General features: G+C 60.1%; 15 protein-coding genes. 8 read left to right on the forward strand and 7 right to left on the reverse strand.

The genetic code is table 11. From position 1 onward, the window contains the following. The first annotated feature begins 18 nt into the window (after positions 1–18). The gene (locus tag DQG19_RS03010; RefSeq protein ID WP_116124724.1) at positions 19–681 is read left to right on the forward strand and encodes a DUF5683 domain-containing protein; all 663 of its coding nucleotides are present in this window, start codon (positions 19–21) and stop codon (positions 679–681) included. On the opposite strand, the gene hemC is transcribed toward DQG19_RS03010, so the two are convergent. The 3 genes from hemC to DQG19_RS03025 all read right to left on the reverse strand — a co-directional run bounded on the left by hemC (position 662) and on the right by DQG19_RS03025 (position 3816). Beyond that, positions 662–1561, reverse strand: a complete 900-nt coding sequence (gene hemC, locus DQG19_RS03015; RefSeq protein ID WP_116124725.1) for a hydroxymethylbilane synthase — start codon at positions 1559–1561, stop codon at positions 662–664. The two genes, DQG19_RS03010 and hemC, sit on opposite strands and share 20 nt — an antisense overlap. A gap of 96 nt (positions 1562–1657) precedes the next feature. Continuing rightward, positions 1658–3091: an asparagine--tRNA ligase gene (asnS, locus tag DQG19_RS03020; protein WP_317127876.1), complete on the reverse strand. Its 1434-nt coding sequence runs from the start codon at positions 3089–3091 to the stop codon at positions 1658–1660. Positions 3092–3135: 44 nt separating this feature from the next. Then, complete coding sequence (locus tag DQG19_RS03025) at positions 3136–3816, reverse strand: endonuclease III domain-containing protein (protein WP_116124726.1); 681 nt, start codon at positions 3814–3816, stop codon at positions 3136–3138. 77 nt (positions 3817–3893) lie between these two features. On the opposite strand from DQG19_RS03025, the gene DQG19_RS03030 reads away from it, so the two are divergent. The 4 genes from DQG19_RS03030 (at position 3894) to DQG19_RS03045 (ending at position 5978) form a co-directional block, all read left to right on the forward strand. After that, on the forward strand, positions 3894–4643 hold the full coding sequence (locus DQG19_RS03030) for a sulfite exporter TauE/SafE family protein (protein WP_198661638.1): 750 nt from the start codon (positions 3894–3896) through the stop codon (positions 4641–4643). 5 nt (positions 4644–4648) lie between these two features. Continuing rightward, on the forward strand, positions 4649–4885 hold the full coding sequence (locus DQG19_RS03035) for a MoaD/ThiS family protein (protein ID WP_116125184.1): 237 nt from the start codon (positions 4649–4651) through the stop codon (positions 4883–4885). Continuing rightward, entirely contained in the window at positions 4878–5312 is a 435-nt protein-coding gene (locus tag DQG19_RS03040; RefSeq protein WP_232826430.1) for a molybdenum cofactor biosynthesis protein MoaE, read from the forward strand. The genes DQG19_RS03035 and DQG19_RS03040 overlap by 8 nt, the downstream gene beginning before the upstream one ends. Positions 5313–5495: 183 nt before the next feature. Continuing rightward, complete coding sequence (locus DQG19_RS03045; RefSeq protein WP_116124727.1) at positions 5496–5978, forward strand: ferritin-like domain-containing protein; 483 nt, start codon at positions 5496–5498, stop codon at positions 5976–5978. Between the two features lie 312 nt (positions 5979–6290). Here the strand turns inward: DQG19_RS03045 and DQG19_RS03050 are convergent, their stop codons facing one another. Further along, positions 6291–6659: a winged helix-turn-helix transcriptional regulator gene (locus tag DQG19_RS03050; RefSeq protein WP_116124728.1), complete on the reverse strand. Its 369-nt coding sequence runs from the start codon at positions 6657–6659 to the stop codon at positions 6291–6293. A 93-nt stretch (positions 6660–6752) separates the two neighbouring features. Between DQG19_RS03050 and DQG19_RS03055 the strand changes: the two genes are divergently transcribed. Then, on the forward strand, positions 6753–7727 hold the full coding sequence (locus DQG19_RS03055) for an alpha/beta fold hydrolase (RefSeq protein WP_116124729.1): 975 nt from the start codon (positions 6753–6755) through the stop codon (positions 7725–7727). Between the two features lie 211 nt (positions 7728–7938). Here the strand turns inward: DQG19_RS03055 and DQG19_RS03060 are convergent, their stop codons facing one another. The 3 genes from DQG19_RS03060 to DQG19_RS03070 all read right to left on the reverse strand — a co-directional run bounded on the left by DQG19_RS03060 (position 7939) and on the right by DQG19_RS03070 (position 9733). Further along, on the reverse strand, positions 7939–8853 hold the full coding sequence (locus DQG19_RS03060) for a DUF808 domain-containing protein (RefSeq protein ID WP_116124730.1): 915 nt from the start codon (positions 8851–8853) through the stop codon (positions 7939–7941). Between the two features lie 128 nt (positions 8854–8981). Next, positions 8982–9458, reverse strand: coding sequence for a hypothetical protein (locus tag DQG19_RS03065; RefSeq protein ID WP_116124731.1), 477 nt, complete (start codon positions 9456–9458; stop codon positions 8982–8984). After that, the gene (locus DQG19_RS03070; protein WP_116124732.1) at positions 9458–9733 is read right to left on the reverse strand and encodes a hypothetical protein; all 276 of its coding nucleotides are present in this window, start codon (positions 9731–9733) and stop codon (positions 9458–9460) included. The genes DQG19_RS03065 and DQG19_RS03070 overlap by 1 nt, the downstream gene beginning before the upstream one ends. Positions 9734–10120: 387 nt before the next feature. Here DQG19_RS03070 and DQG19_RS03075 point away from each other — a divergent pair, with 387 nt between their 5' ends. Both DQG19_RS03075 and DQG19_RS03080 read left to right on the forward strand, forming a co-directional pair. Beyond that, positions 10121–10696, forward strand: a complete 576-nt coding sequence (locus tag DQG19_RS03075) for a Crp/Fnr family transcriptional regulator (protein WP_116124733.1) — start codon at positions 10121–10123, stop codon at positions 10694–10696. 74 nt (positions 10697–10770) lie between these two features. Continuing rightward, positions 10771–11982 (forward strand): MFS transporter, encoded by a 1212-nt coding sequence (locus DQG19_RS03080; protein WP_116125186.1) that lies wholly within the window; start codon positions 10771–10773, stop codon positions 11980–11982. The last annotated feature ends 1 nt before the right edge of the window (position 11983 follow it).

The following is an 11983-nucleotide window of genomic DNA, read 5'->3' on the forward strand; positions in this document are numbered from 1 at the left end:
CCGGCATCACTTGCCCGTATGTCTTCTACTTCCTTAATCCGCTCCTGCCTGCTGGCCTTCCTCCTGCTCGCTGCCCTGGCACCCGCGGCCGCGCAGACCGAACCCGTCCGCGATACCCTGCCGGGGGGCGACGAGATTCGTACCCTCCGGGAGATCAACCGCGAGCCCAAGCAGGCCCTGCTCTGGTCCATCATTCCCGGCGGCGGGCAGGTGTACAATCGGGCCTGGTGGAAGGTACCCCTGGTCTACGGCGGCCTCCTCGGCATCGTAGCGGTGGCCGACTACAACCAGACGCTCTTCTCCCGCTACGTCACGGCCCTGGAGGAGCGCTGCCTCGGCAACGGCCGCATCATTATCATTCCCAACGCGGCCTGCACCCCTACCCCCAACGAGCCTTCACTGGCCGCCGTGCCCACCGAGGCCCTGATCCGGGCCCGCAACAGCGTGAACCGCAACCGGCAGACCGCCTACATCTTCGTGATCGCCGGCTACGTACTGCAGGCGGTGGAGGCCTTTACCGACGCCCACCTGCAAAATTTCGATATCAGTGACGACCTGAGCCTGCACCTGGGGCCCGTTAGCGGTCCCGACACCGGTACGGGGGCGGGGCTCACGGTACCGCTGGGCAGCGGTCGGCGGCTACAGCTGCAGGAGGCTGCCGTTAGTCGGATGTCCCGTTGAGCAGCTGTGACACGACCTCCTCCGGCAGGCCCGCCCGCGTGGAGCGGCTCACCTGCACCCGTCGCAGGGGGGCAGCGGCATCGGGAGCGTAGGCCGCCCAGACGTGGTAGTTGCCCAGCTGGTCCTTCTCGCAGTATACGCCCAGGGGCATGGAACAGCCTCCCTCCATCAGGTTGAGGACGGTGCGCTCCACGTTGGTGCACTCCCCGACCACCGGGTGGTGCAGCAGGGATAGTTTCTTGCGCATCTCGATATCGTCCTCGCGGGTCTGCACGGCCATGACGCCCTGCCCGGGGGCGGGCACGAATTCCCGCGGACTGGGCCGAATGACTTCCAGCTCACTCAGGTCAAGCTCCAGTCGCTCGAGCCCGGCGGCGGCCAGCACCACGGCGTCCAGTTCACCGCTTAGCGCCTTCTTCATACGGGTGGGCACGTTGCCGCGGATATCGACCGGCACCAGGCCGGGGTGCAGGTCGCGCAGTACGGCCTTGCGCCGGTTGCTGCTGGTACCGATGGTGGCCCCTTCCCCGAGCCAGAGGGGCTGTCCCTTCACCACCCGGTCCTTGTGAATGAGCACCACGTCCTCCACCGAAGCCCGGTAGCTAAGCGCGGCCAGCACCAGCCCTTCCGGCTGATTGGTGGGCAAATCCTTGAGGCTATGCACGGCACAGTCGACGCGGCCCTCCAGCAGCGCGTCCTCGATCTCCTTGGTGAAGAAGCCCTTACCCTCCAGCTTGTCGAAGCCGAGGTGCTGTACGCGGTCGCCCTGGGTCTTGATGACTTCCAGTTCGCTCTCGATGCCGTGCTTGCGGAGTTCCGCCTGTACGAAATGGGCCTGCCAGAGGGCCAGGCGGGAGCCGCGGGTGCCGATTCGGATCATTTCTTATGGTTGGTGAATTGCTGAGTTGGTGCATTACTGCGTTGCGCGCATGTCCTGCGCGCAACGCAGCAACTCAGTAATTCAGTAATTCAGTGATTAAAATTGGGCCAACCTCGGAGCCCGGGGAAACGGAATCACGTCCCGGATATTCCCCATCCCCGTGATGAACTGTACGATACGCTCGAAGCCAAGGCCGAAGCCGGCGTGGGGACAACCGCCGAAGGTGCGCAGCTGGAGGTACCAGTCGAGTTCCTCGGCGTGGATGCCCATTTCCTGCATGCGCTGCCGGAGCTTGTCTTCGCGTTCTTCGCGCTGGCTGCCGCCAATCACTTCGCCGATGTAGGGGAAGAGGACGTCCATGGCGGCGACGGTCTTGCCGTCGTCGTTCTGCCGCATGTAGAAGGCCTTGATGTCCTTGGGGTAGTCGCGTACGATGACGGGTTTTTCGAAGTGCTTCTCGACCAGGTAGCGCTCGTGCTCGGCCTGCAGATCGGTGCCCCACTCGAGCGGAAACTCGAACTTCCCCTTCTTGTAGGTCTTGGAGCGCATGAGGATGTCCAGCGCCTCGGTGTAGGTTACGCGGGCGAAGTCGTTCTGCACCACGAACTCCAGCATCTCGATCAGGCCCATGGGGCGACGGTCGGCAGCCTTCATGTTCTTCTCGGCGTCCTTGATGCGCGCATCGAGGAATTCCAGGTCGCCGCGGTAGTGCTCCAGGCAGTAGTTGATGAGGTACTTGACAAAGTCCTCGGCCAGGTCCATGTCGTTCTCGATGTCGGCGAAGGCGATCTCCGGCTCGATCATCCAGAACTCGGCCAGGTGGCGGCTGGTGTTGCTGTTCTCGGCGCGGAAGGTGGGGCCGAAGGTGTACACCTTGCCCAGGGCCAGGGCGCCGATCTCGGCCTGCAGCTGGCCGCTCACGGTGAGGTTCGTGGCCTTGCCGAAGAAGTCCTGCCGGTAGTCGATGGCCCCTTCCTCGTTGCGCGGCGGCTGCTCGGGATCGAAGACCGACACGCGGAACATCTCCCCCGCCCCCTCGGCATCGTTGCCGGTGATGATGGGCGTATGCAGATAGTAGTAGCCCCGGTCGTGGAAGTACTTGTTGACGGCGTAGGCGATGCCGTGCCGTACGCGGAAGACCGAACTGAAGGTGCTGGTCCGCATCCGGAACTGTCCGTTATCGCGCAGGAACTCCATCGACTGCTTCTTGGGCTGCAGCGGGTACTGGCTGAGGTCGTTGGCGCCGAAGATCTCGATACGCTCCGCGATCACCTCCACCGCCTGCCCGCTGCCCTGGCTCTCGGCGAGGGTGCCGGTCACGCCCACGCAGGCGTGGAAGCCGATGGCACGGACGGTCTCCTCGTCGAACGTATCGCCGTTGACGACCACCTGCAGGGTTTCGGGGCCGCTGCCGTCGTTGAGGACCATGAAGCGGTTGCCGCGCCAGGCGCGTACCCACCCCATTACGGTAACTTCCTCACCCACGGGTGGGTCCTGTAGCAAAGTCCTTATTTCCTGGCGTTCGATCATGGGGGCGATAAGTTAAGCGCGCAAAGGTAGTACATCCCTGCGGGCTACGTCTTCTGCGGAAAGTCACAAAGCTCCCGGATCACGCAGCGGTCGCAGGCCGGATGGCGGTAGAAGCACACCCGCTGCCCGTGGCGCATGAATCCCTGGTGGGAGTCGTAGACGCGCAGTCCGTCCCACTCCTCCGGCAGGTACGCCTGAAGGATCTGTGAGGCTTTCTCGATGCTCGCCTTCGGCGGCACGATACCGCTGCGCTGCGCCACGCGCTGGTGGTGGGTATCGACCACGAGGGCCGGCATACGCAGGCGACTGAAGCTCAGCACGGCGGCGCTCGTCTTTGCTCCCACCCCGGGGATCTCTTCCAGCCAGTCGCGGGCTTCCCGCACGGACAGGTCGGCCAGGAATTCCAGGTCCAGCTTGCCGCCCCGTCGCTCGCGCACCTGCCGCAGGGCCTCCTGGATGCGGGGGGCCTTCACCTCCGGGTAGGTGACCGCCGCGATGGCCGACTGTACCTGCTCCGTCGGGGCGTCGATCACTTCCTCCCAGGTGGGTAGCGTCTCGGTCAGCTTCAGGAAGGCGCTGCGGGTCACGGGGTTCTTCGTCCGGTGGGACAGCAGGCTGCCCACCAATTCGCTCACCGGATCGCGGTAGCCGAAGGGCTCGAAGGGCGCGCCGTATTCGCGGCAGAGGATCTCGTCGATGGTCAGGGCGCGTTCGCGTAGGGTCATGGTGGTGGATGTCGCGCGGGGGGTGCGGGGTTCCGCCGCCCCGTGCTTTGTTGGGGTTTGCGCGCTAACTTTCCGCCTTGGAAACCCTCTGGCTGTTCATGGCCTTCTTCGTTGTCGCCCTGCTCTACGCCTCCGCCGGATTCGGGGGCGGCAGCAGCTACCTGGCGGTACTGGCGCTGGCGGGCCTGCCGGCGGGGATCATCCGGCCCATAGCGCTGATTTGCAACCTCGTCGTGACCGGTGGGGGGAGTTACGCCTTCGCCCGGGCGGGTGTCACGCCCTGGCGGCGCGCCCTGCCCCTGGTTGCCGCTAGCATGCCGGCCGCCTTCCTGGGGGGGCGACAGGCACTTCCCCGCGAGCAGTACCTTCTGTTGCTTGGCGGCCTGCTGCTGCTGGCGGGGATACTTATGGTTTTCCGACCGGCTCCGCGGGACACGGCTCGTGCGGGTGGCGCGGCCGCGGGTGCGGTGGCCGTCGGTATCGGGGGCGTGGTCGGGTTCGTATCCGGGGTGTTAGGCATCGGCGGGGGCATCTTCCTATCCCCCATCCTGTTCCTCACGCGGTGGGCCCACGCGCGGGCCATCGCGGCGACCACGAGTCTGTTCATCGTGCTCAATTCCGCCGCCGGACTGGCCGGTCAGTTCAGCGTGGGGATCGATCTCGACCTTTCGCTCACCGCCGTCCTGGTGCTGGCGGTGCTGGTCGGCGGCTGGCTGGGGACCCGGCTGACGCTGGAACGCTTCCCTCCCCACGTCATCCAAAAAGTAGCCGCGGCGCTCATCCTTTTGGTAGGCCTCAGGTTAGTATGGACAAACTGGCCCACCTGACGCCTATGAAGATTCTCTGCTTCGGGGTCGCCCGCGAGATCGCCGGGGGCTCCCACCTTTTCCTGGACGACGTAGCCGGCGGCACCGTCGCTTCCCTCCGCGAGCGCCTGCTGCGCGACTACCCGGCCTTCGGCGAACTGGTCAGCTTCGCCGTTGCCCGCAACGAGGAATACGCTGAGGACACCGATATCGTAGAGGCCGGCGACGAAGTCGTCATCATTCCCCCCGTTGCCGGTGGCTGATCGGGATCCACACATCGACGTCGTGCTCAGCGGTGAGCCGCTCTCCCTGGACGATTGCCAGTCGTTCGTCGCCCACCCTTCCTGCGGCGGGCTCTGTTTCTTCGTGGGCACCATCCGCGACCTCAACCTCGGTGAGACCGTTACCCACCTCGAATTCGAGGCCTACGCTCCCATGGCCGTGCGCGAGATGCGCAAGATCGCCGTCGCCGCCCGCGAGCGTTTCGGACTCCACGCCGTCTCCCTCCACCACCGGACGGGCGACCTGGCCATCGGCGATACCGCCGTCATCGTCGCCGTCAGCAGCAAGCACCGCAAACCCGCTTTCGAGGGATGTGAATTCGTCATCGATGAACTAAAGAAGACCGTCCCGATCTGGAAGCGAGAGTTTCGGGCGGACGGTACGCACTGGCTTAATGCTAGACCGTAGGTAGCGGGTAGTGGTTAGCGTGTAGTGGCTAGCAGGTAGCCGGGCACTATACGCTACCTGCTACCTGATGCTAAATAGCGGTACACGCCTGGGGTTAATCGGGCACGGGGAGGGACGAAACCGAACATGGGCACTACCACGAGGTTGCATTTATAACTAAATGACAATCAATACATCAGAACTATGAAAAACTTACAAGAACTACTCGAGCATCAATTGCGGGACCTGTACTCCGCGGAAGGGCAGTACGCCGAGATCCTCCCGAAAATGATCGAGGCCGCTTCGGACGACAAGCTCAAAAAGATGTTCACCGACCACCTGAATCAGACCAAGTCCCAGCAGGACCGCGTCCGCCAACTTCTGGAAGACATCAACGTCAAGCCCGGTGGCGTGAAGTGCAAAGCCATGGAGGGACTCGTGAAGGAATGCGTAGAGATGATCGGAGAGGATGCCACCCCCGCCGTTATGGACGCGGGACTCATCGCCGACGCCCAGCGCTGTGAGCACTATGAGATTTCCGGATACGGTACGGCGACCAAGTACGCCATGACCCTCGGACACGATAAGATGGTAAAAGTACTCGACGCCATTCTCGATGAGGAATCCAGGTTCAACGAGGAACTGAACGATCTGGCCATCCAGGAGATCAACAAGAAGGCGGTCTAGCAACGTTGCTTGTAACCATGCCCCCTGCGAGCCTGTAGGGTGACTCAGGGTCATTGGGTTCGCAAGCGACACAATCCCCCTGCAGGATTAGCCAATTAAAAAGGCGCGGTGCTTCACCGCGCCTTTTTATTTTTCCCGACTGTCTGGGGGGCAGTGCATGTTTTTTCAGGCAAGTAGGACAACCGGATATGTTGAAACAACACCCGCACCGCTAACCGCCGGCGAGTCCTTTTGCTGCGGTGGTTGTGGAGGTAGGCCAGCTCGTAATTTACCGATGTTAAGTAGCGTTGAAACGCAGCTTCACGGCCTGCCCTACTTGTCCTCCCTCAATTCTTCCTTGTGCCTGCCCCCCCAGGCCGCCAGCTGATCCCAGAGCGGGATCAACTCACAGGCTAACGGCGTGAGCCGGTAATCGACCCGCGGGGGAACCTCAGCGTAGACCGTGCGGACGACCAGTTGATCACGTTCAAGTTCGCGGAGCTGGGCAGTGAGCATCCGGTCGGAGATGCCGTCGATTTCGCGCTTCAGTTCGCCGAAGCGGAGGATACGGCGCTTGAGGCGGCAGAGGATGATCATCTTCCAGCGGCCGCCGATCTTACCGATGGCGTAGACGGAGTCGCACTCCCGGACCATCCACCGCTCGTTCTCCGCATTGGTACTGTTAGCCTTGCGCGTATCCATTACTTACTTTTTTGTACGTACCGTACAAATTTGTAGGTACGTACAAAGATAGGGGTAGCTGCTGCAATTTGCGACATCATCAAATTACCCGCTATGCAAGCGCTTTCCTTTCCTGTTGTACGCGACTTCGGTTCGGTCCACGAGGTGCCCGAACTACCTAACGGATTCCTCGATGTATTTGAGAGTTACCGCATCCCGGTGGGCGACGTATCCCTGCACGCCGTGATCGGGGGCGAGGGCCCTCCCCTGCTGCTGCTGACCGGCTGGCCGCAGAATTGGTACGCCTGGCGCGACATGATGCTGCCCCTGGCCAAGCACTATACCCTAATCGTGCCCGACCCGCGGGGACTCGGCCTCTCCGACAAGCCCGCCACCGGCTATGATACCGGCACCCTGGGCGGCGATCTGTTTGCCCTGATGACCGCCCTAGACCACGAGCACTTTGCCATGGTCGGCCACGACTGCGGCATGTGGGTCGGCTACGCCATGGCGGCCGATCAGCCCCAACGCATCCTGCGTATCGCCCTCGGAGAAGCGATCATCCCCGGAGTTGCAGACTCGCCCCCGCTCATACCGGATGATCGAAAGATCAGCGACTTCCTCTGGCACAACAACTTCTGCCGCGCGCGCGGGATCAATGAGGAGATGGTCGCAGGGCGGGAAGAGATCTTCTTCGGCTACCAGTTTACCAAGATCGACACCCCCCACCCCCTGCCGGAATACGCCCGGAACTTCTTTATCGAATTGCTGAAGCGTGACCGCAACGCCCTGCGGGCCAGCTTCGAATACTACCGCGCCATCGACGACGATCTGCCGCAAAATTACGCACGGAAAAAGACCAAACTCCCCATGCCGGTACTGGGGTTCGCCGGGGCGCTCGCCTGTGGCGAGCTGGTGGAAGAACAGCTCCGCCGGGTAGCCACCGATGTACAGTGCACGATCATACCCGACTGCGGCCACTTCATACCCGAGGAATGTCCGGAGGACCTGCTGGCCGTGCTAAAGCCCTTTTTTGAGCCCTATCGGTTGAAAAACACCCCCATCCAAGGTGGCTTGGCAAGAACCTAGGTACTCCCCCCCCTTTGTACAATTCGCTTTATAGATTTTTACAACTCATTCTGGGGTCCGCATGCTGCATCGTGCGGACCCTTTTTAGGGCTTACGGTCAAGCATCTGAGTTCTTGCTTCGTGTTATGGATTCACCTGAGTAAATGCCAGGGTAGTAGGAAGGATTACCGTTTGGCGTTCACGATCTGACGTTCCCGGACCGTAGATTTCCTCAGATCGCCCTGCGCACCAGTACCACTATCTTCTCGATGATGAACCCCAACAGCAGGCCGCCCAGTGCGCAGACGGTCACCTTGGCGAGCCAGCCCAGCACTGGGAGATGGGAGAGGGCCTCTACCATATCGTCCAGCGCATGACCGAGGAAGGGAATACCGTGGGCGATGATCTCGGCTCCCACCCACAGCATGGCGGCCGTACCGACGTAGCCCAGTATTTTGAGGAAGCTAGGCATTACCTTCACGATGCCCCGTCCGAGTGACCTGATGCTTTCCTGTTTACCGGTCTTAGCTAGGTGTACGCCAATGTCGTCCGCCTTAACGATGAGCCCCACGAATCCGTAAACGGCCAGCGTGATAAACACCGCCACGGCCAGCATCACTACGATCTGGTTTACTAGGTCCTGGCCAGCCACCGTGCTATAGGTGATGGCGACGATTTCGGCGGAAAGGATCATGTCCGTGCGGACGGCGCTCTTCACGCGTTCCGCCTCAAGTTCCTCGGGGGTGACGACTTTTGCCTCCGCCGGGTCGTCGGTGTCCCCCTCGTGGTGGGTGACGAACATACCGTGGACCTTTTCGTAACCCTCGAAACACAGGTAAGCGCCGCCCAGCATAAGGATCGGCGTGATGGCCCAGGGGGCGAAGAAGCCCAGCAACAGTGCCGCCGGACTCAGGATGAATACCTTGTTAATCAGTGATTTCTTGGCGATCTGCCAGATGATGGACAGCTCCCGGGAGGGATCCAGTCCCACTACGTACTTGGGCGTTACCGCCGTATCGTCAATGACGATGCCTGACACCTTTCCCGTGGTCTTCGAAACCTGGGCTGGTACGTCGTCTAGGCTGGCGGCACTGGCCTTAACCAGCGCCGAAACGTCGTCGAGTAATGCGAGAAGTCCTGTGGCCATAGGGGTATGCGTATTCGGACCGGGTTCTGTTCGTGCGCCGGCGGGTCAAAAGTAGTCAGGCAACGTCGAAACGGGGATAGAAGATCGCCTCGCCGGCCTTGGCGGACGGCCGCCCACCGCCATATCCCTTACTCCAAAGCCTCAAATGCTGCGCCGCAGTAATAAGATGCCTTCAAGGGTCCGAGCACCTGAGCGATGTGCAGTTTATAGAATAATGGGAATCCGATACCTCCCAGTTTTCCCTTAACGTAGTACGTTTTCCAGCAGAAGTCACCCACATTCCAGAGACGGTCCTCCGAATTTATGATGCATGGATAGTACGTGGTCAATGATTCAGTAAGCACCCTTTTTCTCAGGTGCCACTTCCCGCCGTAGTTGACCTTTACGTAATAGCCGATGAAGTGCAGCCAGTGCAGGAAGAGGTCGTCGGAGTTGCCCTTCCACTTCATCACCCTCAGGGTAATCTTCTCCGCGGTATCGTAAGAAAGGTCCTCCACCTCGCCTAGATCCAGCAGCGTGTACAGATAAGCGAGCTTCCGCTCCGGCTCCCGGGGCAAATCGGTAAAAAAATCCAGGGAGGTATCCATGACGGTCTTGGCAATCATCACGCTAAGGTATTCGAACGGATCGTCGAATCGTTCAAGTAGCGGGGAACGACTCGCTCCGCGGTCGTAATGACCTCGTTGATGGCTTGAACGACGCCGTTTACCGCCTGGATCTCCGCCCGCACGACCCTCGCTTCGCCACTCGCCGGCAGCACGGTCCGGATCAATCCGTCCTGGTTGACGATGGGGAGAGACTCGCCCCCAAGGATTTTTACCTCGGTGCTTCCCTCGGGAATATCTGCGGCGAGATAGACGGACGGCCGGTGGCGGACCATGTCTTTCGTAATGCCAAGTAGACGGTTTGAAGGCCTTCCCCTCCGTACCGGATGACCCCACTTTTCGCCTTGATTCCCACGCCTCTACGACCTCGAATTACCGTTCTCAGTTCCCGAAACTGCGCACTCGAGCAACAGTCGTCTCGCCCACAGGCCTAAATCTTGAGTGACCACACGGGGGTTCACGCGTTGCGCTCACTTAGCACTACTGTCTATTAAAACCTACCGAGAGGTGGAAGGGCAACCAGCCACGAATGGGGGTGTTTGATGCTGAAGCGGTCTACAGTTTGGCAACAACGCTGTCCGACCCATGTCAAATACGAATGCCTGAAATTCTTGAAGCAGGTTCTCGTGGCGTATAACTTTAGGCCAGTACGTCTTATAGAAATGAAGAGTCATCCGCTAAGAAGGCAAATAGAAGAAATCGTCAAGCTCAGCGATGACGAGTTCGTGTTTGTGCTAGAGCATTTCCGGCCGAAAACTTTCAAGAAGCACCAGATCGTGCTGCACGAAGGGGATTACGCCCACTTCGACTACTTCGTGGTGGAGGGACTGATGCGGGTGTCCAGACTTGATCTCGACGGCAAGGATCACATTCTCCAGTTTGGAATGGAAAACTGGTGGATCACGGATGCGGAGGCTTTCCACCGCAAAAGCAAATCGACCCTTATTGTGGACTGCCTCGAGGACACCAAAGCGCTGGCACTCAGCTTGGAAAACAAGGAGAAATTGAGCAGGGAGCTTTTTAAGATGCAATCCTTCTTTCTCAAAAAGACAACGAACGGGTATATCGCCTTACAGAAGCGTATCCTTTGTTTTCTGAGTAGTAACGCCCACGAGCGCTACCATAATCTTACAACGCTCTATCCAGGCCTGATCCAGAGAGTACCCAAGTCCATGATCGCTTCCTACCTCGGCGTCACTCGCGAAACCCTAAGCCGACTCTCGAAAGCCGATACCTAGCGTGTGATAAAGGTCACAGCGGATCAGTGACAATTGTCCTGTCGGCCCAGGCTGGCCCTCCGGACCTTTGCTGTATGAAAACTGATATCGCATTACCGGAGCAATGGCTCGGCATGCCGACCGCCATCTGGGCTCTCGCGGCAAGCGTCTTCGCCATTGGAACCACGGAGGTTGTAATGATCGGATTGCTGTCCTCGATTGCCGAAGATTTGTCGACCAGTATCGCTTCGACGGGGTGGCTGGTCACCTCCTACGCCGTAGGAGTAGCGGTTGGCGGGCCACTCGTCGCGGCCTTAACTAACCGGATGCACCGGAAGAAGTTACTGTTTGCCATTATGTTGCTGTTCGTGGCGGGGAATGGCCTCGCCGCCCTGGCGACAACGTTTGGTCTACTGCTATTCTGTAGGGTAGTGTCCGGCGTCGCCCACGGCGTTTTCGTGGGTATCGGCGCGAATGTTGCCAGCGGTATGGTAAGCAGGGAGAAGCGGGCTACGGCTATTTCGATAGTGTTTACGGGCCTGACCGTCGCGATGGTCACCGGCGTCCCACTGGGCACCTACATCGGTCAGCGCGTGGGGTGGCGGTTCACCTTCGGGAGCATTGCGATCGTAGGTTTGTTCTGTCTCGTGGCCAACCAGCGTTGGCTGCCCACCTACATCAAGCGGGGCAGGGCAATCGAATTTACCGACCAGTTGAGGGTGTTAAGGCATAAATCGATGATGCTGGCTTTTGCCTTGACTGCCCTTTCGTTTACCGCGCTTTTTGGAACGTTCACCTACCTGTCGCCGCTATTGGAAATGCAGGCGGGGTTCACGGAGGATCAGATCACCCTCATACTACTGCTTTACGGAGTGGCGGTCGCGCTCGGGAACCTGATGGGCGGAAAGCTCGCCAATTATCAGCCCGCAAGAGTTATCGCGAACCTGTTGGCCCTGCTAGTCGTCACGTTCTGCCTGATGTTTCTCCTGCTACCCTACAAAATCCCGGCACTTGCGGTAGTCGCCGGCATGGGCTTCCTCGGATTTGCGATTGTTCCCGGAATTCAGTTATACGTCATCGAACTCTCAGAGAAGTACCTACCCGGAACGGAAGACGTCGCCTCGGTGCTGAATATTTCCGCCTTCAACGTGGGAATTGCCGCAGGCTCGATCGGCGGCGGAATCCTCATTTCCACTTCCCCGGGAATAGCTTCGATCACCATGATGAGCGCCCTGTTTTCGGCAGTTGCCTTTGGGGTAGCGGTCATGAGTAGGAAGCAAGAAAATAAGTTTACAAAAATCATATAGC

The organism is Lewinella sp. IMCC34183, from assembly GCF_003390915.1.
Taxonomy (GTDB): Bacteria; Bacteroidota; Bacteroidia; order Chitinophagales; family Saprospiraceae; genus Neolewinella.